This is a genomic window from Mycobacterium montefiorense (assembly GCF_025823255.1).
In the GTDB taxonomy this organism is placed as follows: Bacteria; Actinomycetota; Actinomycetes; order Mycobacteriales; family Mycobacteriaceae; genus Mycobacterium; species Mycobacterium montefiorense.
In genome coordinates this window covers 1,164,183-1,187,729 of the sequence record NZ_JACKVL010000013.1, presented here as the reverse complement: position 1 = coordinate 1,187,729, position 23,547 = coordinate 1,164,183, and the positions used below count along the sequence as shown (strand labels likewise).

Here is a 23,547-nt window from a genome sequence, read left to right as displayed (position 1 = left end):
CGCACGGCGGAGAACTTGGGTAAGCACAGATCTTTCAGGCAGAGATTGGGATCGTGGCATGCAGTGTGGTGCCGCCGCCCGGAGGGCTTCGCACGCTCAAGTGGCCACCGAGGGCTTCTAGCCGATCGATCAAGCCGATGAGACCGGACCCATTTTCGATGTCGGCTCCACCGGCGCCGTCGTCGCGAATGAAAAGCACCAGATCCGATCCGTTGGTTTGGGCGTCGATATCTACCCCGGAAGCCTGCGCGTGCCGGCTGGCGTTGGTAAGGGCCTCGGCAACAACGTAATACGCGGCGACTTCGGCCGGCTCGGATACTCGGCCTTCGATTTTCGCGTGCAGCGTGACCGGGATGGTGCAGCGGCGTGCGAGCGTCTTGAGCGCCGGGCCAAGGGCGCCGATGGATACGATCGCCGGATGAATGCCCCTAGCAATCTCTCGGAGATCCGCTGACGCCGAGGCTAATTCGGCTACGGCCTCGGAGAATTGTGTTTTGAGCGGGCCGAGTTCGGGGGGCAAATCTTCCCCGATGGAGCTTAGCTGGAGCGCAAGGGACACGAGCCGTTGCTGCGCGCCGTCGTGCAGATCTCGCTCCAAACGCCGGCGCGCATCATCGGCGGCAGCGACGATACGCGCGCGTGAGGCTTTGAGTGCGGCGTGCGCTTCAGCATTGGCAATGGCGGTAGCGACGAGTTCGGTGAACTCGCCGATCCGCTGCTCGGTGTCCGGTGGCAGTGGCACCGCCTGGCGAGATCCGATAACCGCGGCGCCCCACAGCCGGCGTTCGACGAAGATCGGCGTCGCTACCCCAGAGCGCAAGCCAAGCCCGCGGATGAGCGTCGGGATGGCACCGATCTTTGTTTCATTGTCATCCACTCGGGCAGGTCTACCGGTGTGAGCCACCGTGTTGACCATGTTGTCGCCCTCTAGCGGCAGGCGAGTGCCCACTGGCTTGCGCTTCGTCTGTCCGGGGTCGTCGAAAGCCGCGACAAGTGTGGCGGTGTTGTCAGGTTCGTAGCGCCAGAGCGACGTGTCGGTAACCGCGAGGCAGCGCGCCAGCTCATGCGCCACCGCCGGGAAGATCTCGGATGCCGGGACTCCCCGGGCGACCAACGTCGCGACTCGGCGTAGCGCGGCTTGTTGGTCCGCCAGGGCACCGAGCGCTTCGCTGCTTGCCTCGGCTTGCTGCCGGCGTTCCTCTGCTTCCGCCGCACGCGTGCGTGCGGTGCGCGCCAAAGCGTGCGCTACCAGCCCGACGACGACGAAGACCAACAATACCAGCCAGTCCTGGAGCTGGGTCAGCGCCGCACCGATATTCGGCCAGCGACGGAAACAGTCATACGCAATCGCGCTTATCACCGCCATCACAGCGGTCAAACCGGCGCCCCAGCCTGTTGCGACGACCAAGACACCCACCAGATACAAGACGCCGAAGGCGTTGTCAGGGGCGAGCTTCTTGAGCAAAAGCAACACGAGAGTCTCTACCGCAATGACTCCGGCCGCTACCGCAAGCCCCAGTGGCATGGGTAGTGCGGTCCGTGACAGCGGCATCGAATCCAATCGAGCACGCATCCGTGGCCACGCCGTCATCACCGCGGCCGCCCGTCAGCGAGCCTCGAGGAAGGTGACAACCGCGCGGACGCGGCGGTGATCGTCAGGGGTCTCGTGCAGGTCCAATTTCGTCATGATGCTGCGCACGTGCTTCTCGACGGTGCCTTCGGCCAGCCACAACTGCCGCGCAATGCCGGCGTTTGAGCGGCCCTCTGCCATCAGTGCTAACACTTCCTTTTCGCGCGGGCTGAGCGCGGCGAGTGGATCATCACGCTTGCGCGCGGACACCAATTCCTGAACCAGGGCGGGATCCACCACGGATGCGCCGTTGGCGATCCGCCCCAGCGTGTCGACAAAGTCGGCGACATCGGTAACCCGGGTTTTCAGCAGGTAGCCCACACCGCCACCGCTCGCCAGCAGCTGGATCGCATGTTCAACTTCGATGTGGGCTGACAAGACAAGCAACCCGACTTCCGGCATCTCCTGGCGGATAGCGATTCCCGCATCGAGTCCGTCGGTGGTGCCGGTCGGAGGCATGCGGATGTCGACAATCACGAGCTCCGGCCGCTGGGTACGGACCAGTTCTAGAAGTGTCGAGGCGTCACCGACCTGGCCCACGACGTCGTAACCCGAACGTGCGAGCAGGCTGGCTAGCCCTTCCCGTAGCAGCACATCGTCGTCGGCGAGCACAACCCGCAGTCCCGCCTGCCCTGCCTGCACTGCCACGTCGATCCCTTCGCTTGCGCAACCACCGACAGTGCTGAGCGTAATTGCAGCTAGTAGGTATGCCCTAGTCAGGCTGGCGGTGGCCGCTAAAAGGATGCCAGCGGGGGCGTCCTGGACCACGTCGACTGGGAATATCGAGATTCATAGAAGCGCCAAGAGCCTGAGCGACACCGGCCCGGCCTGCGGGCCTGGAGCAGATATGCCGTAGAGCCCCACCTGACGTTTGCGCGCTCACCAGTTAGCAAGGGAGGAACCGTGTCAAACGATCGCATTGGACTGCTGGTGCCCGGCGAACACCTCTGCCCTGAGAAGCTGGACGCCGCGCTACTTCGGATCGCGGGCGTGTGCATGCTGGCCTCAGTGATGTCGAACCTGGACATCACCGTCATCAGCGTCGCGCAGCGCACTTTCATCGACGCATTCCATTCCACCCAGGCGATCGTCGCCTGGACGACGACCGGCTACACACTCGCGATGGCCACCGTCATACCGCTGTCGGGGTGGGCAGCCGACCGATTCGGCACCAAACGACTCTTCATGGGATCGGTGCTGGCGTTCACTTTGGGCTCATTGCTGTGCGCGATGGCCCCAAACATCTTCTTGCTCATCGCATTTCGCATGGCGCAGGGCCTCGGTGGCGGCATGTTGATACCGCTGGCGTTCACCATCATGACGCGCGAGGCAGGCCCGAAACGACTCGGCCGGCTGATGGCGGTGCTGGGTATCCCGCTGCTGCTCGGCCCGATCGGCGGGCCGATCCTGGGCGGCTGGCTCATCGATACCTATAGCTGGGAGTGGATCTTTTGGATCAACGTGCCGATCGGACTGACCGCGTTCCTGCTTGCGGCGATGGTGTTCCCGCAAGATCGCTCGACGCCGTCGGAATCCTTCGACTTCCTCGGCCTACTGCTGCTGTCGCCCGGCGTGGCGACATTGTTGTACGGGGTGTCGTCCATCCCGGGCCGCGGCACCGTTGCCGACCGCCACGTATGGATTCCGGCCGCGATCGGTGTGGTGCTGATTACCGGGTTCGTCGTGCATGCCCTGTACCGCACGGACCACGCACTCATCGACCTGCGGCTGTTCAAGAACCGGGTAGTCACGCTCGCCAACGCGGCGACATTGTTGTTCGCCATCGCGTTCTTCGGCACCTGGGTGTTGTTCCCGAGCTACTTGCAGCAGGAGCTGCACCAGACGCCGCTGCAGTCCGGGGTACACATGATCCCACTGGGACTCGGGGCCATGCTGACCATGCCGCTTGCCGGGACGTTCATGGACAAACACGGACCGGGCAAGGCCGTGTTGCTCGGCATCACGCTGCTGGGCACCGGGATGGGCATTTTCGCCTACGGTGCCGCCAGTCAAGAGCATTACCTGCCAACGCTGCTGGCCGGGGTGGCGATCATGGGCATGGGCATGGGCTGCACCATGATGCCGCTGTCGGGATCGATGGTGCAGGCTTTGGCCTCGCATCAGATCGCGCGGGGTTCGACGCTAATTAGCGTCAACCAGCAGATTGCCGGGTCGATAGGTGCCGCGCTGATGTCGGTGATCCTCACCAACGAGTTCAATCGCAGCGAAAACATCTCCGCCGCAAACAAAATCGCGATCCTGCGACAGAACGCCGCCCGGCTCGGACTGCGAGTCGACCCGTCGGCGATACCCCGCAGAGCGCTAGCTTCCGACTTCATGAGGAACGTGTCGCACGACCTATCTCACGCCTACTGCTTCGTATTCGTGGTAGCGGTCGTCCTGGTCGGGTTGATGTTTATCCCCGCGGCGTTTCTGCCGAGGAAACCGGCGACCAACGTGGGCCAGATACCTGCGTCGGGCTGACAGGATTTGAACCTGCGACCACTTGACCCCCAGTCAAGTGCGCTACCAAGCTGCGCCACAGCCCGCGTGCCGGTGGGTTCACCGGCAGCAGGTCGAAAGCCTACCGTAGCCGCGTCCTCATCCGGCCATTGCGTGGTTTACCTGCGAGTCTCCTAGTCGCCCGCCTTCTCGAACCAGGCGTTGACCTTCTCGACCCACGCCCACAGCGCCTGCGCCAGCTCGGATTCGCGGCGGTAGAACCGTTGCGAAGGCACTGGCACGCTGACCGCGACCACCTCGTCGCTCACACCCTTGAGCACCGCACCCACCGCGCAAATGCCCTCGCTCTGCTCCTCGCGGTCAAAGGCAATGCCCTCGGCCTTGACGCGCTCGAGCTCTTTGCGCAACACCGCCGGTGTGGTGATGGTGTTCGCGGTGAGCCGGGCGAGCCGACTCGGCACGGCCCGGGCTTGTTCCTCGGGCGACAGGTTGGCCAGCAGCGCCTTGCCGTTGGCGCAGCAGTGCAGCGGAAACGACTCACCCACCGCGCTAATCGCGCGCAGCCGGTGCGGCGAGACGACCTGATCGACGAAGGTCGTTCGATCGCCGTCCAGGATCGATACGTCGACGGTCTCCTGTAGCTCGCGGGACAACTCTTCGATGAACGGGTGCAAGTCAATCACGACGCTGCGGCGCACGGTGCCGGCCATCCGGGCGATCTCGGGGCCCAGCCGATACCGACCGCGCGCCGCGCGCGAGGCCACCAAGCCTTCGCCGTCCAGCGCATTGAGGATCCGGCTCACGGTCGAGCGCGCCATGCCGAGTCGATCGCCGATCTCGGCCTGGTTCAGCCCTGCCGGGTGTGCCTGCAACAGCCGCAGCATCTCGGCCGCACGGGCAATCACCTGAATTCCGGTGCCGCGGGCCTCTTCTGAGTCGACGCTCACCTCAGGCCCCGGTCTCGAGGCGGTAGCTCCCGGTGGGGTCGGTGATCGCCACCAACCGCACGATGCAACCGTCGCCGCCAACCCAGCGCCACGGAAACGCCGCAAAGGTGACGCGCTTACCGGTGACCTTGTCCAAGTCGCCGCCCACATTCTCGAAGCCGTAAATACCCTTGGACAGAATCGCGCGGTGACACGGCTCCCACTCCGGGAAGTCGTCGAGCACCTTGCGGCCGGTGAGCTCTTCGTATTCCTTGACCGCCCAGGGCAACAGGCCGCCAGCATGCTCGGCGGGGCCGTGCGGGGCGATCGCGGTGGCCATCGGATGGTCCAGCGCTTGGGTGTCCGTACCAACGGCTTTGACACCTTTGGCGGCGAACCATTCACCGGCCTCCTTGTAGAAGCCCGGCGAGTAGGCGTAGTACTCGGCGCTGTCGGCGTAGGTGTGGTGCCAGCCGGTGTTGACGATGACGATGTCCCCTGCCCGGATCTGCGGCGTGGCGTTCTCCAGGTCCTCGGCGGTGACGACCTCCCACTTCTTCTTCGGAATCGACACGACGACCCCGGTGCCGAAGAAGGCGCTCAGCGGGATCTCATCGAGCAGCGGCATGCCTTCGATGACGTGACCCGGCGCGTCAATGTGAGTGCCGGAATGCATTACCGTGGTGACTTTTTGGGTGAGGACGCGGCTTCTGGCCATGGTGTGCAGCCGTTCGACCTTGACATCCTCGAAGTACGGCCACGCCGGCACACCATGACCCCAAGGGTGGGACAGGTCGTAGAACTCCAGCTTCGACTCGGCATCACCGAGGGGCCAGGTGAAACTCATGGCTATGTCATCCTTCCTGCGTCAGCATGCGGTGTAGCCGCCATCCAGATACATCACCTGGCCGGTGTAGAAACTCGACGCGTCGCTGAGCAGATAGATCAGCGCACCGACGAAGTCTCCTGGTTCGGCGAAGCGGCGCAACGGGATTCGGGCGAACATCGCCTCGCGGGTTTCGCGTCCTTTGTCGTCGTCGGCGTACATCCATTCGGTCAGCTCTGACCGAAACACCGTTGGGGCTAAGGCGTTTACCCGAATGCCTTGCGGTCCCCATTCCGCGGCCAACGACTTGGCCAGCAGGTCGGTGGCCGCTTTCGACGGGCAGTAGGCGCTGTAGCCCGCGGGATGGCCGAGGCTGCCGCGCACCGACGAGACCAGCACGACGCTGCCTCCCCCGCCCTGCTGCAGCAGCACCCGTCCGGCCGCCTGGCAGACCAGCCAGGCTCCTCTCGCGTTTGCCTTCATCACGTCGTCGAAGTCGTCGACGGTCATCTCGGTGATGGACGCGACGTGGTTCATGCCGGAGGCGACCAGGACGCCATCGAGCCGGCCGTGGCGGGCGACGGCCTCCTCGACCATGGCCTCGGCGTCGGCCGGGGCGTCGGGGCGGCGGACGACCACTGCCGCGTCGCGCAGCCCGGCCTCGTCGACCAGCTTGGCCAGGCGCTCGGTGTTGCCTCCGGCCAGCGTCAGCCGGGCGCCGGCGCCGGCCAGGGCGCGCGTTGCCACACTGCCCAAAGACCCGGTCGCGCCGGTGATCAATATCGACTTGTCCTGCACGCTGAATCGCGCCGCGCTCACCGCTCCTCCAATAATTCCCGCGATACGGGCATCTATGCCCGTTATACAGGAATCTGGTGCACGAAGCGAAGAACGTCAACGTCGGTTGTGCGGTGAGGGCGTCGAGTGTGCATCCAGGGCGCCCTGGACGCACACGCAATGCTGAGGTCAGCGGCGCTTGATGGTTCGCTTCTCGCGCACCCGCACGTTGATCCGGATCGGGCTGCCCTCGAAGCCGAACGTCTCGCGCAGCCGCCGCTCCAGGAAGCGCCGGTAGCCGGCCTCGAGAAAGCCGGTGGTGAACAACACGAATGTCGGCGGCCGGGCAGCGGCCTGGGTGGCGAACAGAATGCGCGGCTGCTTGCCGCCCCGCACCGGAGGTGGCGTGGCAGCCATGATCTCCTTGACCCAGGTGTTCAGCGGGCCGGTCGCAATACGGGCGTCCCACGACGCCAGCGCGGTCTCCATCGCCGGCACTAACTTCTGTACCGCACGCCCCGTCTTGGCGGAGATGTTGACCCGCTGCGCCCACTGCAGCTGGGCAAGCTCGCGGTCGATCTCGCGGTCCAGCAGCTCGCGCCGATCTTCGTCGACCAGATCCCACTTGTTGAAGGCCAGTACCAACGCCCGGCCGGCCTCGATCACCATCGAGAGCACCCGCTGGTCCTGCTCAGTCAGCTGCTGTGACGCGTCGATCAGCACGATCACGACCTCGGCGGAATCGATGGCCGAATGAGTGCGCACCGAGGCGTAGAACTCGTGGCCGCTGGCCTGCCCGACCTTGCGGCGCAAGCCAGCGGTGTCGACGAAACGCCAAGTCTTGCCGCCCAATTCGATCAGCGAATCCACCGGATCCACCGTGGTCCCGGCCACGTCGTGGACGACCGAACGTTCGTCGCCGGCCAGCTTGTTGAGCAGTGAACTTTTGCCGACGTTCGGCTTGCCGACCAGCGCCACCCGCCGGGGACCACCAGGCGCGGGCGCCGCTTCGGACACCTGGGGCAACTTCGCCAGCACCTCGTCGAGCAGATCGGCCACGCCGCGACCGTGTATGGCGCTGACAGCGTGCGGCTGACCCAGACCCAGCGACCACAGGGCGGCCGCGTCCGATTCGACCTTTTCGCTGTCAACCTTGTTGGCGGCCAGGAAGACTGGCTTACCGGCGCGCAACAGGATCCGGGCGGCATCCTCGTCGGCGGCCGTCGCGCCGACCGTCGCGTCAACCACCAAAACCACCGCGTCGGCGGTACGCATCGCCACTGACGCCTGTTCGGCCACCAGCTGCTGCAGCCCCTTGGCGTCCGGCTCCCACCCCCCGGTGTCCTGCACGACGAACCGGCGCCCGGTCCACAGCGCGTCGTAGGAAACCCGGTCGCGCGTCACGCCGGGGATGTCCTGCACCACCGCTTCGCGCCGTCCCAGGATCCGGTTGACCAGTGTCGACTTGCCGACATTGGGCCGGCCGACGATCGCCACCACCGGCGCGGGACCGGCTTCGCCGAACTCCGCCGAGTCGGAATCGCCGAGCTCCCATTCGCTTTCGTCGGACCAGGTGCCGTCCTGCGTCACCGCACTGCCTCGCTTCGCTGCTTGACCAACTCCAGTAGATGGTCGATCACCTGCGCCTCGGTCATGTCGCTGGTGTCGACGGTCACCGCGTCGGACGCCGGTCGCAGCGGCGACACCGCCCGGGTGGAATCCAGGTGATCGCGACGGCGCACGTCGGCCAGCACGCCGTCGTAGTCGTCGGCCAGTCCCGCGGCGACGTTCTGGTCGTTGCGGCGCCGGGCCCGGGTTTCGGCCGACGCGGTCAAGAAGATCTTCACCGGTGCGCCGGGCAAAACCACCGTCCCGATATCGCGGCCCTCAACGACGACACTGCCAGGCCCGTCGGCCATTTCGCGTTGCAGCGCGACAAGCCGGGTGCGTACGGCAGGCACCGACGACACCGCCGATACGGCACCGGTGACTTGGTCACCGCGAATCTCGGCCGAGACATCTTCTCCGGCCAGACAATAGCGGTCACCATCGGGCGCATAGTCCACCGACATCGACACCGTCTCGGCGACCCGTGCGACCGCGTCGGCGTTGTCCGGGTCGATACCGTCGCGCAACACGGCCAGCGTCACCATCCGGTACATGCCCCCGGTGTCCAGGTAGCGAGCGCCCAGGGCTCGCGCCAATCCTTTTGACACCGAGGACTTTCCGGTTCCCGCGGGGCCGTCGATCGCCACAGCAACGCCAATCATCACAAGCCCACCGCTTTGTACAGCTGCCCGACCTCGTCTTGGCGCAATGCCCGGATGCTGCCCGGCCGCTGCTTGCCCAGCGATACTGAACCGATCTCGGTGCGCACCAGCGCCTCCACCGGGAATCCCATTGCCGCCAGCATCCGGCGCACGATGCGGTTGCGTCCTTCGTGTAACGTCAAGCGCACCAATGTCCTTCCGGGGATCGCATCCACCACGGCGAAGTCGTCGACGCACGCCGGACCATCCTCCAACTCGATACCCGCCCGCAATTTCTTGCCCACCCCGCGCGGCACAGTCCCACTGACTGTCGCCAGATACGTCTTAGGCACTTCATGGGAGGGGTGCATCAGCCGGTGCGCCAGCTCACCGTCGTTGGTCAGCAGGATCAGCCCTTCGGTGTCAGCGTCCAACCGCCCCACGTGAAAGAGCTTCTTGTTGCCCCGCACTTTCCGCTCGATCAGGTCACCGATGCACGGACGGCCACGGTCGTCGGACATCGTCGAGTGCATCCCCCGCGGTTTGTTCAGCGCCAAATACACCTGGGATGCGTCGACGACGATCCTGGCGCCGTCCACGCGGATCACGGAGGTATCGGGATCGACCCGGGTGCCCAGCTCGGTCACCACCTGCCCGTCCACCTCGACGCGGCCGTCGATAATCAGTTTCTCGGCCGCCCGGCGCGATGCAATTCCGGCCTGGGACAACACTTTTTGCAGCCGGATCCCCTGATCTTCGACCATCAATCCTGGTCCACGTCGAACGACAGCGACTGTTCGGGCGATGAGCCGCCCGCCAACTTCATGAAACGTGGCTCGCTGTCCAGGGATTCGGTCAGGTCCTCGATCGTGTCGACGTCGGGAAGCAGCGGTGCGATGTCGGGCAGGTCCGTCAGCGATTCCAGCCCCAACCGCTCGAGGAACAGCTCCGTGGTGGCGAAGGTGACCGCACCGCTGTCCTCGTCGACGCCGGCCTCGGTGATCAGCCCGCGCGCCAGCAGCGTGCGAATCACCGCGTCCACGTTGACGCCGCGCACCGCGCTGACCCGCGCGCGGGTCACGGGCTGGCGGTATGCCACCACGGCCAGGGTCTCGAGTGCGGCCCGGGTGAGTTTGGATCGCGCACCGTCCAGCAGCAGCTTCTCCACGTAGGGCGCGAACCGGGCGCGGGTGTACATCCGCCACCCCTCACCGGTTTTCCGCAAGTCGATACCGCTGTCGCGTTGGGTGAGTTCCTCCGCCATCACCTGCAGTTTGGCGGCGATGCGGTAGACGGGTTGGTCCGTGGCCGCGGCCAGTGCCTCGTCGGTGACCGGCGTGTCGACCACCAGCAGCAGGGCCTCCAACACGGACCCGAGTTCCTCGGGCTCCATCGGCGCTGCCTCGGCGATCTCCGGGATCCCGATATCGAGTTCGACGCCCATATCGATATCCGGCGATTCTTCGGTCACGAGCGCCGCTCCTCCTCGGCTTCCGCCATGGCTTCGGTGGTCGGACGCTCGCCGGTCCACGAAATCTGGAGCACGCCAAGCGGCTCCGACTGGTCGAATGCTACCGCCCGGGACCGATACAGCTCGAGCAGCGCCAGGAAGCGACCGAAGATCTCCATCGGCATCTCGCAGTCGGCGACCAGCTCGGAGAACGTGGCCCATTGGCCGCTGCCCCGCGCCTCGAGCATCCCCAGCAATTTCAGGGCCTGTTCGGGAACCGAGACGTTGAGTTCGTGCAGGTGGCCGATGGATACCGTCGGCACCGGCCGCGGGGTGAATGCAATCGCGGCGATCTCGGCGAAGCGCTCGGCGTCGACACCGATCATCACCTCCGGGAGCAGTTCGGTGAACGGATCCTCCAGCGACACCGAGCGCGGATAGCTGCGTAACGCGGTGGCTTCCAGCTCGGCGAACATCTCCGCGACGTGCTTGAACGCGCGGTATTGCAGGAGCCGGGCGAACAGTAGGTCGCGCACCTCAAGCAGCGCGAGGTCTTCTTCGTCGTCGATCTGGCCCGCCGGCAGCAGCCGGGCCGTCTTGAGATCCAGCAGGGTCGCGGCGACCACCAAAAACGCGGTGGTCTCCTCCAGGTCCAGCTGGGAGCCGATTTCGCGGGTGTAGGCGATGAAGTCGTCGGTGACCCGATGCAGCGCCACCTCGGTCACGTCGAGACGATGCGCAAAGATCAGCTGCAACAGCAGGTCGAACGGCCCCTCGAAGTTGGTGAGGCGGACTTGGAAACCAGCCGCGGAGCCGTTCTGCGGTGGCGCCTCGCCGTTTGCTGTGTCGTTCACGCGCCAAATCGGTCGATGAATTCGCGGGCCAGGGCACGATAGGCCATGGCACCCGTCGACTTGGGCGCCCAGGTGGTGATGGGTTCGCCCGCCACGCTGGTCTCCGGGAAACGGACGGTCCGGGTGATCACGGTGTCGAAGACTAGGTCACCGAAACGTTCCACGACACGGGCCATCACCTCGCGGGCGTTGACGGTCCGCGGGTCGTAGCGGGTGAGCAGGATGCCGCTGATCTCCAGCTTCGGGTTGAGCCGGTCGCGCACCTTGTCGACGGTGTCGGTGAGCAGCGCCAGGCCGCGCAATGAGAAGTATTCGCATTCGGTGGGGATGACGACGCCGTCGGAGCAGGCCAGCCCGTTGACGGTGAGCAGACCCAGCGACGGCTGGCAGTCGATCAACACGTAGTCGTAGCGGTCCAGCACCGGATGCAGCGCCCGGCCCAGCGTCTGCTCGCGGCCCACCTCGTTGACCAGCTGGATCTCGGCGGCCGACAGGTCGATATTGCTGGGCACCAGGTCCAGATGCTTGACCCGGGTGGACAGCAGCACGTCGTCGATCGACATCCGCGGCTCAACCAGCACGTTGTGAATGGTCTGTTCCAACTCGTAGTGCGGAACGCCGAGGCCCGCGGACAGCGCGCCCTGCGGATCCATGTCCACCAGCAGCACCCGCCGGCCGTACTCGGCGAGTGCGGCGCCCAGGTTGATCGTCGACGTGGTTTTGCCGACGCCACCCTTTTGGTTGCACATCGCAATCACCTTGGCTGGGCCGTGCGAGGTGCGCGGCTGCGGTTCCGGGATGGCCCGCGGCGGACGCCCCGTCAAGCCGATCTCGACGGCGCCGTCCGGGTAGTCGGTCGTCATGCCCGGGGTGTTGCGAAAGTGAACATCGTCGGAAAGTCTAACGGGTTCGCGCGGGTAAACAGGGCGACCCGCAGGCAACATAACCAGGGAATACGTGCGGAGATCGCTGGTAGAGCCCGCAGCACGATTCAGAGTTAACTTTAGTCACACCAGCAACATTCGGGCCCACCTTCGGCACGGCTATCGTGGGTGGCTATGGATCTCAAACGACGGATACCGCTGCTGAGGTGGTCGGTGCTGCGGATGGCCACCGGAGCACGAAACATCACCACGACGGGCCAGATCGGCGACGGACGCGAAGCCGCCGCCGTCGAGTACGTCCTCGACAACGCCCGTGCCGGCGATATCGACGACGTGCTGGCCACCATCGACAAGTTCGCGTACGAGAAATCGCTACTGATCAACGTTGGCGACGAGAAGGGGCTGCTGCTCGACGCCGCCGTGCGCCGGGCCAACCCCGCGCTCGCGCTGGAACTCGGCACCTACTGCGGCTACGGCGCCCTACGGATCGCCCGGGCCGCCCCGAACGCCAAGGTGTTCTCCGTCGAACTCGCCGAGGCCAACGCCGCCAACGCCCGGCGGATCTGGGCGCATGCCGGTGTCGCCGACCGGGTGACGTGTGTCGTCGGCACCATCAGCGACGGCGGACGCACGCTCGACGCGCTTGCCGCCGAGCACGGATTCGCTTCTGGTGCACTCGATTTCCTCTTCCTCGACCACGACAAGGACGCTTACCTGAACGACCTGTTGAGCATCGCGGATCGGGGCTGGCTGCATACCGGCTCGATCGCTGTCGCCGACAACGTCAGGGTGCCGGGCGCGCCGAAGTACCGCGAGTACATGCGTCAGCAGCAGGGCAAGCTGTGGAACACGGTCGAACACAAGGCCCACCTCGAGTACCAGTCACTGGTTTCCGACCTGGTGCTGGAATCCGACTACCTCGGCTGACCCGCGTTACCTATCACCGAGATCGACGCCACCGTGCTCCGCTGCGGCGTGTCGTCGCGCTAGCGTCGATGTCGCGGTAGCGCCGCGCAGAACTATTGGGCGCGGGGGTGGGCGCCGGCCCACACTTCGCGCAGCGCGTGCACGGTGACCAGCGTGTAGATCTGCGTCGTCGTCACCGAGGCATGGCCGAGCAGCTCCTGCACGACCCGCACGTCGGCGCCGCCCTCCAGCAGATGGGTGGCAAACGAGTGCCGCAGCATGTGCGGCGACACGCCCGAGGTGATCCCGGCACGCTCGGCGGCGTCCTGCAGCACCTGCCAGGCGCTCTGCCGTGACAGCCGCCCGCCCCGGGCGTTGAGGAAGATGGCCGCCGTGCCGCGGCCCCGCCGAGCCAGCTCCGAGCGTCCGCGCACCAGGTAGGAATCCAGCGCCTGCACGGCGGGGCGCCCGATTGGGACGAGCCGCTGCTTGCCGCCCTTGCCGCGCAGCAACACCGACCTGGCCTCGGTATCGATGTCGTCGACGTCGAGTCCGACGGCTTCGGAGATCCGCGCTCCGGTGGAATACAACAGTTCGAGCAGCGCCCGATTGCGCAGTGTCAGCGGGCCGTCCGACGGGCTCTCACCGCCTGCGCCCTCCAGCAGTGCCAGCACCTCGTCGATAGTGAGGCTTTTGGGGAGCCGCCGCCCCGGCGTCGGCGGCCGCACCGCACGCGCGACATCCAATTCGGCAAGGCCCTCGGCGGCGGCGAACCGGTGCAGGCCGCGCACCGCGATCAGCGCCCGCGCCGCCGACACCGCCGACAAACCAACCGTCCCGGAATCGGGATCGCCGCGGCGCAGCGCCACCAGAAACTCGCTGACGTCGTCTTCGGCGACCTTGGCCAGATCGTGAATCCCGCGGTCCGCCAGGTGCTTCGAGTAGCGGCGCAGGTCGCGCCGATAGGAGCTGAGTGTGTTGGCCGCTACCCCGCGCTCGATGGTCAGGTGATCAAGATAGCCCTGCAATTGCATATCGAGCGTGAGCGCACTTGTCATTGCGCGGCCCGGCCCGCTTTGTGAGCGGCGAAAGCCCCGGGCTTGTCCTGCCACGGGGTGTCCACCGGCCGGGGCCGCACGAAACCCGTCGTAACGGCGTGGGCGGCCAGAATCCCTGCCACGGCAATCGAATTGACGACCTCCCCGTTGAAAGCCAGGCCCGCCGCCTCTTCGATAGGGACCCAGCGCATCGTCATGTCGGCTTCTTCGTCATGTGACTCGGGGCGCTGCACCTCGGTCAGCCCAGTGGCCAGGTAAACCCGCACCGACTCGTCGCTGTACCCGGGCGCGGTGTCGACGTCGATGAGCAGCTGCCAGGTGTCGGCCCGCAGGCCGACCTCCTCCTCGAGTTCGCGTGCGGCCGATAGGTGCGGTGGCTCGCCCGCGATGTCGAGCAGACCCGCCGGCAACTCCCACAAACGCCGGCCGAAGGAGTGCCGGTACTGATAAACCATCGCGATGCTGTGGTCATCCTTCATCGCCACGACGGCTACCGCGCCATAGTGCTCGACGACCTCTCGCGCGACGACGTTGCCGCCGGGCATCCGCACCTGGTCGCGGCGCAGCGCGAAAATGTTTCCGGTGTACAGCGTTTCGCTTGACACCGTCTCGAAGACGTGTTCAGCCACGGGTGGCGGGTTCGCGAATTGACCGCTCGGCACTGTCTCGATGCTGGTTGCCGTTGGACGTGTGCTCGGGGATTTCCACCGGAAGCAGCTCGCCCTCTTTGTAGTCGATCGCCGCGCCGACGAAAGCCACGAACAATGGGTGCGGCCGGGTAGGCCGGCTCTTCAGTTCGGGGTGGGCCTGGGTGCCGACGATGAACGGGTGGATGTCCGACGGGTATTCGACGAACTCCACCAGATGACCGTCGGGCGAAGTCCCGGAGAACCGCAACCCACTCTCGCCGATCCGGTCACGGTAGGCGTTGTTGACCTCGTAGCGGTGCCGGTGCCGCTCGGACACCTGAGTGGCCCCATATGCCTGCGCCACAATCGAATCCGGCTCGAGCACCGCGGGGTAGGCCCCCAACCGCATGGTGCCGCCGAGGTCGGCTTCGCCGGCGACAATCTGTTCCTGATCGGACATCGTGGAGATGACGGGATCGGGTGTGGACGGCTCGAACTCGGCCGAGTTGGCCTCGGCGATGCCGACCGAGCGTGCGGCTTCGATCACGATGCACTGCAGCCCGAGGCACAGCCCCAGCACCGGCAGCCCACGTGACCGGGCATAGCGGATAGCGCCGATCTTCCCCTCGATGCCACGGATGCCGAACCCGCCGGGGATCAGCACACCGTGCACATCGGCCAGCGCCGACGCGGCACCCGCGGCGCTCTCGCAGTCGTCGGAGGGCACCCACACCATCTCGACCTTCGCGTGATGCCGGAACCCGCCGGCGCGCAACGCCTCGGTCACCGAGAGATATGCGTCGGACAGATCAACGTACTTGCCTACCAAGGCAATTCGTACGGTTTCGTGTGGCTCGTGAACCCTGCGCAGCAGGTCGTTCCACTGCGTCCAGTCGACGTCGCGGAAGGGCAGGTTGAGCCGGCGCACCACAAACGCGTCCAGTTCCTCGCGGTGCAGCACCTTGGGGATGTCGTAGATGGAGGGCGCGTCCGGGGTGGAGATGACGCCGTCCACGTCGACGTCACACATCAGCGCGATTTTGTTTTTCAAGGCCTCGGGGACGTCGCGGTCACAGCGCAGGATCAGCGCGTCGGGGCTGATACCGATGCTGCGCAGTGCGGCCACCGAGTGCTGGGTGGGCTTGGTCTTGAGTTCGCCCGACGGCGCCAGATAGGGCACCAGCGACACGTGCAGGAAGAAGACGTTCTCGCGGCCCAGGTAGTGGCGAACCTGGCGGGCCGCCTCCAGAAACGGCTGCGATTCGATGTCGCCGACGGTGCCGCCGATCTCGGTGATGACGACGTCGGGACGGTGACCGCCGGCGTCCGGTTCGGCCATCGCCAGGATGCGGCGCTTGATCTCGTCAGTGATGTGCGGAATCACCTGCACGGTGTCGCCGAGATATTCGCCGCGGCGTTCCTTGGCGATGACGGTTGAATACACCTGCCCGGTAGTGACATTCGCCGAGCCGGACAGGTTGCGATCCAGGAACCGTTCGTAGTGGCCGACGTCGAGGTCGGTCTCGGCGCCGTCCTCGGTGACGAAGACCTCGCCGTGCTGGAACGGGTTCATGGTGCCCGGGTCCACGTTGAGATACGGGTCGAGCTTTTGCATCGTCACATGCAATCCACGGGCAGTCAGTAGCTGGCCAAGGCTGCTAGCGGTCAACCCTTTGCCGAGCGAGGAAGCAACCCCACCGCTGACGAAGAGATGCTTAGTGGCGGTTTGCGGGTGCTTACGCACAGGCGGCCTCCGTGAAGACGGGCAGGGCGTCATTTTCTCTAGCTTTTTAACGAGCTGGGCCTGCCGACCCACGGAAATCAACCCTAACACCAGCGACCCCGCGCCGCGGCTAACACGCCCGGCAACGGGCGGCCGCTGCCGGGCGTGCTATTGCGGGACGGTGATCGAGGTGGCGCCGTGGCCGGTGCCGTACTGCCCGACATGACCGCCATTGAGCAGGTCATGCAGGCCGAGAATCGCTGTGATGCGCCCGGGCGCGACGTCGACGTCGTCGACGGTGCTGATCGCGGAGTTGATGCCACCGTCGGCGCGCGCCACTGCGACCGCGGCACCTCTCGTCGACGATCCGTCCCGCCCGGCCAGCAAGGTGCCCGAGCCGTGTGGCGCCAGCGCCGCGCCGAAGCGGGCCACGCTGACGCCTTGATTGCCGGCATCTTGCGGCAGCGCGCCGCCGGTCACGATCAGGGCGGCGTTGGCCGCTCCCGGGTGGTCGCCGGGCGTATAGGTGACGAAGCCGGTGTCGCGCAGCGCCGCCAGCACGCTGTCGCGCTGCGCATCATCGACGGGCGGGATCGCCGGGTTCGCGTTGATCAGCAGGGCCAGGCCCAACAGGTCGCCGGCCTGCGAACCCTGGTCGACGAGTTTGGTGCTCAACTGTTGTCCGGCAGGCAGCACGGACGAATTCACCACTGTCCGCAGTTTCTCCGCGGAGTTGGCGTCGACGAACTCCTGGGTTAGTGACACTGTCCCGGTGACGGTCGCGCCAGCCTGGCCGGCGATCTTCGAGACCGCCGCGACGTCGTCGTCCTTGGCGTCCGGCGTGCGGAAGACGACGACCGACTTGCCCGCCAGCGCGTCGTGCACGATCCGGCCAACCAGCTGGTTGTCGAAATTGTTTGCCGCGCTGAGCTTTTCGTTCAGAACGTTCTTCTGGTCGTTGAGCCCGTTGATCTGCGAGTAGAGGTTCTGCTTCTCGGCACGCAGGCTGGACAGCAGAGTGTCGGACAAGAAGCCCGAACCCAGCACGACGCCGACGGCTAACGCGAGAAAGACCGCGGCAAGCGAGAAGGCATGTTGGCGTAACGAGATCATGTGCGTACGTCCTGACAATGACTAGGTGATCAGGTGCTGAATCCAGAGGGTGAAGTGATTCCAGTAGTCGGTGATCCAATGCAGCACCACGCCGTCGGTGCGCGACACCCACAGCGCCACAATCACGGCGATCAGCATCGTCAGCGCCAGCAGCGCGATGGCACCACCCGATATGTGGTTGCGGTAGAGCGTGGCGACCGCCTTGGCGTCGACCACCTTCTCCCCGACCCGAAGCCTGGTCAGGAACGTCGACGGGTTGCTCTGGGTTCGCGTCCGATCGAAGAATGTCTCGATGTTGGCGGTGTGTCCGGCGGTCACGAGCAGCGCCGCGCCGTGGTGGTCGGCCAGCAGTAGAGCCAGGTCCACGGCCGAGCCCGCGGCCGGGAAGGTCATCGCCCCGACCCCGAGGTCCTGAATGCGTTCCAAGCCGGGCGCGTGGCCGTCGGCGTCGGCCGGCAGCACCACGTGGGCACCACACTTGAGGGCCTCGGTGCTGATCTGCTCGGGGTCACCAACGATGAGCTGCGGCCGGTAGCCCGCCTTGCGCAGTACATCCGCGCCGCTGCCCACGCCGATCAGCACCGGCTGGTACTCCTTGATGAACGGCTTCAGGGAGCGCAGATCGTCGGTGGCGCTGTCCTCGTCGGCGACGATCACCACGTGGCGGCGGCGCATGTCGAGGTCGACGTCGGGAATGCCGATTCCGTCGATCAGCAGCGGGCTCTCGCTCTTGATGAACTCGATTGTGTTGCCGGCGAACGCCTCCAGGTGGGCGGCCAGGCCGCTCTTGGCCTCGCGCATCAAATCGGCGATGTCATGGTCGGTGCGCTCGGTGCCGCGGATCAGCCGACGTTCGCCTGCGTACACCCCGCCTTCATGCAGGCGAATCTTGGCGCCGTCCTTGACCTTCTTGAAGATGTCCGGTCCGGTCTCGTCGATCAGGGTCACGCCGTTGTTGACCAATACCTCCGGGCCCATGTTCGGGTAGCGGCCGGAGACCGACGGCGAGGCATTGACGACGGCGGCGATGTCGGCTTCCACCAACGCCTCGGCGGTGATCCGATCCAGATCCAGGACGTCGAGCACGACGATGTCACCGGGGCAGACCCGACGCAGCAGGCGGTCGATGTTGCGATCCACCCGTGCGGTGCCGGTCAGACCCGGCCGTGAAGCATTGCGTGTTAGCAGCCCTGACATCTTCATGGGGGCGATTCTGTCCGCGATGAACGGCTGGGGGGTGGAGGCGCGCCGTAACATCTGCCTCAGAAGTTTTCTAGAGTCACATCTGTCACAGGCTGATAAAAAGTCCGCCTCGGTTAAATCTCATCGTTCTGGGCGCCGTCGAGGAGCTCCCGGGCGTGGGCACGGCCGCTGTCGGATTCGCCCAGCCCGGCCAGCATCCGCGCCAGCTCGGCCACCCGCTCGTCGTCCAGCACGCGGCGCACCACACTGGTCCCCCTGGGCCCGGCCGGATGCACCACCAGATGTACGTCGGCGTACGCAGCGACCTGCGGCAAGTGGGTAACCACGATGACCTGATGGGTGCGCGCCAACCGCGCCAACCGCCGGCCGATCTGGACGGCGGCACGGCCCCCGACGCCGGCGTCGACCTCGTCGAACACCATCGTGGTGCCCGCCGCCGACGCAGCCAGCACCACCTCGAGAGCCAGCATCACCCGGGACAGCTCGCCCCCGGAGGCGCTCTTCGCCAGGGGCAGCACCGTCATGCCGCGGTGTGCGGCGAACCCGAACTCGACCTCGTCGATGCCGTCACTGCCGGCCCGGGCCAGCTCGCCGGAGGCCAGCACGAGCGCGGCCGGGTCGTCGGTGTCGGTGGTGATATCGGTGCTCACCTCGATGGTGAATTCGGCATCCGCCATCGCCAGCCCGGACAGCTCCGCGGTCACCTCTTTCGCCAACCGCTTGGCCGCCTTGCGTCGACACTTGCTGAGATCAACCGCGGCTTGCGACAGTTCACCGGCAAGCTCGTCGGCGCGGCGCTGCAGTGCCGCAAGCCCCTCCTCCGACACGTCGAGCTGGGCAAGCCGCTCGCGTGATTCGGCCGCCCACTGCAGCACCCCGTCGATGTCCGCGGCGTACTTGCGGGTCAGCGTCCGCAGCTCGGCTTGGCGATCCAGCTTGGACTCCAGCGCGCTGGCATCGACGGGCAACTCTTCCAAGTAGCTGCCGAGTTCCTGGGCCGCGTCGTCGACCACGGTCTGCGCCACGCGGACCTGTTCGGCCAGCGCCTGCAGCTTGGCGTCGTCGGTGGATTCCAGTGCGGCCCTGGCCCGCCCCAGGCCGTCGGCCGCGCTGCCCCCCGACAGTTCTTCGGTCGACAGCGCCGCGCGAGCCCTGGCCGCGGCTTCGCGCAGCGTGTCCAGCTCGGAGAGCCGCACGACGTCGGCGATCAGGGCGTCGTCCTCACCGGGTTGCGGGTCCACGGCGTCGATCTCATTGAGCGCAAAACTCAGCCGGTCGGCCTCCAGGGTGAGTTCCCGCATGCGATTGCGGCGGTCGAACAGCTCGCGCCGCGCCGACAACCAGGCGTCGCGCAGTTTGCGGTAACGCTCCAGCGCGGTACCGGCCTTCGCGAACCGGTCCAGCGCGCCGCGTTGTTCCTCGGGCCGCATCAGCCGCAGCTGGTCGTTCTGCCCGTGCAGGGTGAGCAGCCCGGTCGTGAAGTCGCCCAACGACTTCGCAGGCACGCTACGGCCGCCGAGATAGGCTCGCGACGGTCCGTCCCGGCTAACCGAGCGCAGCGCGATCACGCTGCCGTCCTCGTCACGCTCCCCGCCCGAGGCGTCCAGCATCTCATCCAGCTGCGCGACCACTGCGTCATTGAGATCGGTTGTGGTGAAACGGCCTTCGACGACCGCACGTTCGGAGCCCGACCGCACCCGGTTGGCGTCGGCGCGCGCACCGCCGAGCAGGTGCAGGCCGGTGACCACCATCGTCTTGCCGGTGCCGGTCTCGCCGGTCAGCACGGTCAGGCCGCGGTCGAACTCCCCGACCGCGGAGCTGATCGCACCCAGGGAGTCGATGCGGATTTCGGTCAGCATTGCGTCAGCACCGCTGCGGCGCCGTTACTTTCCGCACCAACCGGTCACGGGCAACCGGAACTTACGCACCAGGCGGTCGGTGAACGGGGCGCTGTCCAGGCGTGCCCATTTCACCGCGGTGCCGCAGCGTCTCACCTCGAGCCGTCCGCCGGCGGGCAGCACCATTTCGCGGCGGCCGTCGCAGAACACCATGGCGTCGTTGCCGCTTGCCTCGATCTCGATCGCGATAGCGGCATCCGGGCTGGTGACCATCGGCCGGCCGAACAATGCGTGAGCATTGTTGGGCACCACCAGAATTGCCTCGAGGTCCGGCCACAACACCGGGCCGCCTGCGGAGAACGCGTAGGCGGTCGATCCGGTCGGCGTGGACACCAGCACCCCGTCGCAGCCGAAGGTCGAGACCGGTCGTCCTTCGATTTCGACGACCACGCCCAGCACTCCCAGCCGCGGGCCCTTTTCCAGGCTGGCCTCGTTGAGCGCCCAGCCCTTATCGATGACTCGTCCGCGGTGGCGCACGGCGACGTCGAGCGTCAGGCGCTCCTCCACCCGGTAGTCCTGCGCGACTACATGTTCCAGCACCCGATCGATGGCCTCCGCCTCAGCCTCGGCCAGAAAGCCGATGCGGCCCAGGTTGATACCCAACACCGGAATGCCGGCGTTGCGGGCGAGTTCCGCCGCACGCAAGAAGGTGCCGTCGCCGCCGAGCACCAACACCAGCTCGCAGCCGTCCGCCGCGTTGGGCTCGGCGTCGACCACCTGGACCTCGCCGATCGCCCGCATGTCGTCGGGCGATATCGGCAGGGGACCCCGGTCGACCGCGTCGGCGGACAGGACCCGTAGTGAAATTCCGTTGTCGCTCAACACCTTCTGAACGCGGCGCGCGGTCTCGGTCGCTTCCTCGCGTCCGGTGTGCACGACCAGCAGGACGGTGCGTTCGGCGGTCATTGTGGGCCCTGCGCTACCGCACGCTGCACCGCGTCGACCAGCCCGTCGCCCGACAGCCCCCGATCGGTTTCGGCGCGCAACCGCAGGAAGTACTCGACATTGCCCGACGGACCCGGCAGCGGACTGGCCGTGACATCGACGGTGTGCCAGCCCAATTCTGCGGCCCGTCGCGCGACTGCCAGCACCGAGTCGGCGCGCAATCCGGGGTCGTGAACGACCCCGCCAGCACCGACCTGGCCCTTCCCCACCTCAAACTGCGGCTTCACCATGGGAACGATATCTGCGCCGGGGCCCGCGCAACCAGCCAGCGCGGGCAACACCGTGGTGAACGAGATAAACGACAGGTCAGCCACGATGAGGTCGACACGCCCGCCGATCGCCTCGGGCGACAGGTCGCGAGCGTTGGTGCGCTCGACCACGATCACCCGCGGGTCCGAGCGCAGTGACCAGGCCAACTGGCCGTATCCCACGTCGGCGGCCACGACTTCGGCGGCTCCCCGATCCAGCAGAACTTCGGTGAAGCCGCCGGTCGACGCGCCGGCGTCCAGGCAGCGCCGGCCGTCGACGAGAATCCCGAAGGCGTCGAGGGCGCCGATGAGTTTGTGCGCTCCGCGTGACACCCACCGGCGTTCGCCATCGTCGGCGACGGCTAATGCCGCGGTGACGGCCACGGCGGTGCCGGGCTTGACCGCGGGCATGCCGTCGATGCTGACCTTGCCGGCGCCGATCAACTCGGCGGCCTGTTGACGGGATCGCGCGAGGCCGCGCCGCACCAGCTCGGCGTCAATGCGGGCGCGCCGTGCCATGCCCGCACTCAGCCCTTCTCCGCCGACTCCAGCGCGGCCAGCAGCACGTCATGTGCCTCGGAAAGCCGGCGTGCGATGTCTTCGAGCTCGGCGAGCTTGAATTCCCGAGCCTCGTTGTCCCCGTTTTCCAGGTCGGCCAGGTCGGGTAGCTGTGCCAGCAGGGCGTCGATGTCGGCGCGAATCTGTTCAGGATCGATATTCATTGCTGTTCTACGGTAGTCATCGGCTAGTCCGCGTGCACGAGAGACCAGCGCTCGAGCGCGTCGCGGGCCCGGTCGCCGCCGGGCCGGATGCGGGCCGGCTGCCCCTGGAAATCGGCGGATTGGGCGCCCCAGACCGCGCTGGCCACGGCGCGCACGATCGACAGCCCGTCCCCGTCATCGCCGTCGCCGCTGACCGTCACGGCGCCATCTGCGACATCGGTCGTCCAGCCGGGCTGCGGCCCCACCGCCAGCAGGTTGCCGTCCTGGTGCAGCGCGCGCAGGTCGTGGCCGATATAGGTGGGCCGCTGCTCGGGTTTGGCGTACACGGCGTCCCGCGCGCTGCTGACCCCGGTCAGCACCATCAGGCTGGGGAACTTGGCGGCGTTGGCGCCCTCGATGTCGGTATCCAGCCGGTCGCCGATCACCAGTGGCGCGCGATAGTCGCCACGCGCAACCGCATCGTTGAGCAGCGTCGGGGCCGGCTTTCCGGCCACCTTGGGTTCGGCGCCGGTCGCCGCCCGCAGGGCAGCCACCAGTGATCCGTTGCCGGGCAACAGACCCCGCTCGGTGGGCAGGGTGGGATCGATGTTGGACGCCACCCACAGTGCGCCCGCCCGGATAGCCAGTGCGGCCTCGGCCAGATCGGACCAGCCGATGGTCATCGAGAGACCTTGAACGACGGCGACGGGGTTGTCGTCGAAACCACGCACCGGACGCAGTCCGACGGCGGCGATTTCGTTGGCCAGCGAGTCGGTGCCGACGATCAGCACGGGTGAATCCGGTGGCAGCTCACCGGCAAGCAGACGGGCAGCACTTTGGGCGCTGGTGACGATGTCGTCGTCGGTGGCGGTGAAGCCCAGGTTACGCAGATGCGCCGCTACTTCGTCGGCGCTGCGCGAGGCGTTGTTGGTGACGAACAGCTTGCGGCTGCCCACCTCGTCGAGCGTCTGCACCGCCCCATCGGTGGCGCTGTGGCCGCGAAATACTGTGCCGTCCAGGTCGATGAGCAGGCAATCGTATTCCTGCGCAATGCTATTCACTTA

At 66.5% G+C, this 23,547-nt stretch carries 23 protein-coding genes and 1 tRNA gene; 2 read left to right on the top strand and 22 right to left on the bottom strand.

The genetic code is table 11. From position 1 onward, the window contains the following. Window positions 1-34: 34 nt before the first annotated feature. A complete protein-coding gene (locus tag H7K34_RS18910; RefSeq protein WP_264063502.1) occupies window positions 35-1,552 on the bottom strand; it encodes a GAF domain-containing sensor histidine kinase in 1,518 nt (505 codons plus the stop codon). 54 nt (window positions 1,553-1,606) lie between these two features. Then, complete coding sequence (locus H7K34_RS18905; RefSeq protein WP_372510790.1) at window positions 1,607-2,278, bottom strand: response regulator; 672 nt, start codon at window positions 2,276-2,278, stop codon at window positions 1,607-1,609. A 255-nt stretch (window positions 2,279-2,533) separates the two neighbouring features. Between H7K34_RS18905 and H7K34_RS18900 the strand changes: the two genes are divergently transcribed. Further along, complete coding sequence (locus H7K34_RS18900) at window positions 2,534-4,114, top strand: DHA2 family efflux MFS transporter permease subunit (RefSeq protein ID WP_264063499.1); 1,581 nt, start codon at window positions 2,534-2,536, stop codon at window positions 4,112-4,114. On the opposite strand, the gene H7K34_RS18895 is transcribed toward H7K34_RS18900, so the two are convergent. The 10 genes from H7K34_RS18895 to H7K34_RS18850 all read right to left on the bottom strand — a co-directional run bounded on the left by H7K34_RS18895 (window position 4,106) and on the right by H7K34_RS18850 (window position 12,038). After that, a tRNA-Pro gene (locus H7K34_RS18895) sits at window positions 4,106-4,179 on the bottom strand. The two genes, H7K34_RS18900 and H7K34_RS18895, sit on opposite strands and share 9 nt — an antisense overlap. 87 nt (window positions 4,180-4,266) lie before the next feature. After that, window positions 4,267-5,040: an IclR family transcriptional regulator gene (locus H7K34_RS18890; protein ID WP_264063497.1), complete on the bottom strand. Its 774-nt coding sequence runs from the start codon at window positions 5,038-5,040 to the stop codon at window positions 4,267-4,269. A 1-nt stretch (window position 5,041) separates the two neighbouring features. Continuing rightward, a complete protein-coding gene (locus H7K34_RS18885; RefSeq protein WP_264063495.1) occupies window positions 5,042-5,866 on the bottom strand; it encodes a cyclase family protein in 825 nt (274 codons plus the stop codon). A 21-nt stretch (window positions 5,867-5,887) separates the two neighbouring features. Then, window positions 5,888-6,700, bottom strand: a complete 813-nt coding sequence (locus tag H7K34_RS18880) for an SDR family NAD(P)-dependent oxidoreductase (protein ID WP_264063621.1) — start codon at window positions 6,698-6,700, stop codon at window positions 5,888-5,890. Between the two features lie 111 nt (window positions 6,701-6,811). Beyond that, window positions 6,812-8,212: a ribosome biogenesis GTPase Der gene (gene der / locus H7K34_RS18875; protein ID WP_264063493.1), complete on the bottom strand. Its 1,401-nt coding sequence runs from the start codon at window positions 8,210-8,212 to the stop codon at window positions 6,812-6,814. Continuing rightward, window positions 8,209-8,892 (bottom strand): (d)CMP kinase, encoded by a 684-nt coding sequence (gene cmk, locus H7K34_RS18870; RefSeq protein ID WP_264063492.1) that lies wholly within the window; start codon window positions 8,890-8,892, stop codon window positions 8,209-8,211. Before cmk ends, der begins: the two co-directional genes overlap by 4 nt. Then, window positions 8,892-9,635 (bottom strand): pseudouridine synthase, encoded by a 744-nt coding sequence (locus H7K34_RS18865; RefSeq protein ID WP_264063491.1) that lies wholly within the window; start codon window positions 9,633-9,635, stop codon window positions 8,892-8,894. The genes cmk and H7K34_RS18865 overlap by 1 nt, the downstream gene beginning before the upstream one ends. After that, window positions 9,635-10,315, bottom strand: a complete 681-nt coding sequence (scpB, locus tag H7K34_RS18860; protein WP_264063620.1) for an SMC-Scp complex subunit ScpB — start codon at window positions 10,313-10,315, stop codon at window positions 9,635-9,637. The genes H7K34_RS18865 and scpB overlap by 1 nt, the downstream gene beginning before the upstream one ends. 23 nt (window positions 10,316-10,338) lie before the next feature. Then, a complete protein-coding gene (locus H7K34_RS18855) occupies window positions 10,339-11,175 on the bottom strand; it encodes a segregation/condensation protein A (protein WP_264063490.1) in 837 nt (278 codons plus the stop codon). Continuing rightward, a complete protein-coding gene (locus H7K34_RS18850) occupies window positions 11,172-12,038 on the bottom strand; it encodes a ParA family protein (protein ID WP_264063489.1) in 867 nt (288 codons plus the stop codon). The genes H7K34_RS18855 and H7K34_RS18850 overlap by 4 nt, the downstream gene beginning before the upstream one ends. Window positions 12,039-12,233: 195 nt before the next feature. On the opposite strand from H7K34_RS18850, the gene H7K34_RS18845 reads away from it, so the two are divergent. Beyond that, window positions 12,234-12,986 (top strand): O-methyltransferase, encoded by a 753-nt coding sequence (locus H7K34_RS18845; protein ID WP_264063488.1) that lies wholly within the window; start codon window positions 12,234-12,236, stop codon window positions 12,984-12,986. A gap of 92 nt (window positions 12,987-13,078) precedes the next feature. Here the strand turns inward: H7K34_RS18845 and xerD are convergent, their stop codons facing one another. From xerD to H7K34_RS18795, 10 genes are all read right to left on the bottom strand, one after another. Next, entirely contained in the window at window positions 13,079-14,023 is a 945-nt protein-coding gene (gene xerD / locus H7K34_RS18840; RefSeq protein ID WP_264063487.1) for a site-specific tyrosine recombinase XerD, read from the bottom strand. Further along, window positions 14,020-14,652 carry an NUDIX domain-containing protein gene (locus H7K34_RS18835; RefSeq protein ID WP_264063485.1) on the bottom strand — a complete coding sequence of 211 codons (633 nt, stop codon included), beginning with the start codon at window positions 14,650-14,652 and terminating at the stop codon, window positions 14,020-14,022. The genes xerD and H7K34_RS18835 overlap by 4 nt, the downstream gene beginning before the upstream one ends. Next, window positions 14,645-16,396 (bottom strand): CTP synthase, encoded by a 1,752-nt coding sequence (locus H7K34_RS18830; RefSeq protein WP_264063483.1) that lies wholly within the window; start codon window positions 16,394-16,396, stop codon window positions 14,645-14,647. Before H7K34_RS18830 ends, H7K34_RS18835 begins: the two co-directional genes overlap by 8 nt. Before the next feature lie 147 nt (window positions 16,397-16,543). Beyond that, the gene (locus H7K34_RS18825; RefSeq protein WP_264063482.1) at window positions 16,544-17,488 is read right to left on the bottom strand and encodes a copper transporter; all 945 of its coding nucleotides are present in this window, start codon (window positions 17,486-17,488) and stop codon (window positions 16,544-16,546) included. Between the two features lie 21 nt (window positions 17,489-17,509). Next, entirely contained in the window at window positions 17,510-18,691 is a 1,182-nt protein-coding gene (gene steA / locus H7K34_RS18820; protein ID WP_108923069.1) for a putative cytokinetic ring protein SteA, read from the bottom strand. Between the two features lie 113 nt (window positions 18,692-18,804). After that, window positions 18,805-20,550, bottom strand: a complete 1,746-nt coding sequence (gene recN, locus H7K34_RS18815; protein ID WP_264063480.1) for a DNA repair protein RecN — start codon at window positions 20,548-20,550, stop codon at window positions 18,805-18,807. 24 nt (window positions 20,551-20,574) lie between these two features. Beyond that, window positions 20,575-21,495: an NAD kinase gene (locus H7K34_RS18810; protein WP_264063479.1), complete on the bottom strand. Its 921-nt coding sequence runs from the start codon at window positions 21,493-21,495 to the stop codon at window positions 20,575-20,577. Then, window positions 21,492-22,301: a TlyA family RNA methyltransferase gene (locus H7K34_RS18805; protein ID WP_264063478.1), complete on the bottom strand. Its 810-nt coding sequence runs from the start codon at window positions 22,299-22,301 to the stop codon at window positions 21,492-21,494. Before H7K34_RS18805 ends, H7K34_RS18810 begins: the two co-directional genes overlap by 4 nt. An 8-nt stretch (window positions 22,302-22,309) precedes the next feature. Beyond that, a complete protein-coding gene (locus H7K34_RS18800) occupies window positions 22,310-22,504 on the bottom strand; it encodes a hypothetical protein (protein WP_264063476.1) in 195 nt (64 codons plus the stop codon). Window positions 22,505-22,527: 23 nt separating this feature from the next. Further along, the gene (locus tag H7K34_RS18795) at window positions 22,528-23,544 is read right to left on the bottom strand and encodes an HAD-IIA family hydrolase (protein WP_264063475.1); all 1,017 of its coding nucleotides are present in this window, start codon (window positions 23,542-23,544) and stop codon (window positions 22,528-22,530) included. Window positions 23,545-23,547 lie beyond the last annotated feature (3 nt).

Excerpts from the sequence above, each read along its gene's own strand:
- H7K34_RS18910 (WP_264063502.1), bottom strand. The coding sequence starts at position 1,552 with ATGCCGCTGTCACGGACCGCACTACCCATGCCACTGGGGCTTGCGGTA.
- H7K34_RS18885 (WP_264063495.1), bottom strand. The coding sequence starts at position 5,866 with ATGAGTTTCACCTGGCCCCTCGGTGATGCCGAGTCGAAGCTGGAGTTC.
- cmk (WP_264063492.1), bottom strand. The coding sequence starts at position 8,892 with ATGATTGGCGTTGCTGTGGCGATCGACGGCCCCGCGGGAACCGGAAAG.
- H7K34_RS18865 (WP_264063491.1), bottom strand. The coding sequence starts at position 9,635 with ATGGTCGAAGATCAGGGGATCCGGCTGCAAAAAGTGTTGTCCCAGGCC.
- scpB (WP_264063620.1), bottom strand. The coding sequence starts at position 10,315 with ATGGGCGTCGAACTCGATATCGGGATCCCGGAGATCGCCGAGGCAGCG.
- H7K34_RS18850 (WP_264063489.1), bottom strand. The coding sequence starts at position 12,038 with ATGACGACCGACTACCCGGACGGCGCCGTCGAGATCGGCTTGACGGGG.
- H7K34_RS18845 (WP_264063488.1), top strand. The coding sequence starts at position 12,234 with ATGGATCTCAAACGACGGATACCGCTGCTGAGGTGGTCGGTGCTGCGG.
- xerD (WP_264063487.1), bottom strand. The coding sequence starts at position 14,023 with ATGACAAGTGCGCTCACGCTCGATATGCAATTGCAGGGCTATCTTGAT.
- H7K34_RS18825 (WP_264063482.1), bottom strand. The coding sequence starts at position 17,488 with ATGATCTCGTTACGCCAACATGCCTTCTCGCTTGCCGCGGTCTTTCTC.
- steA (WP_108923069.1), bottom strand. The coding sequence starts at position 18,691 with ATGAAGATGTCAGGGCTGCTAACACGCAATGCTTCACGGCCGGGTCTG.
- recN (WP_264063480.1), bottom strand. The coding sequence starts at position 20,550 with ATGCTGACCGAAATCCGCATCGACTCCCTGGGTGCGATCAGCTCCGCG.
- H7K34_RS18810 (WP_264063479.1), bottom strand. The coding sequence starts at position 21,495 with ATGACCGCCGAACGCACCGTCCTGCTGGTCGTGCACACCGGACGCGAG.
- H7K34_RS18805 (WP_264063478.1), bottom strand. The coding sequence starts at position 22,301 with ATGGCACGGCGCGCCCGCATTGACGCCGAGCTGGTGCGGCGCGGCCTC.
- H7K34_RS18800 (WP_264063476.1), bottom strand. The coding sequence starts at position 22,504 with ATGAATATCGATCCTGAACAGATTCGCGCCGACATCGACGCCCTGCTG.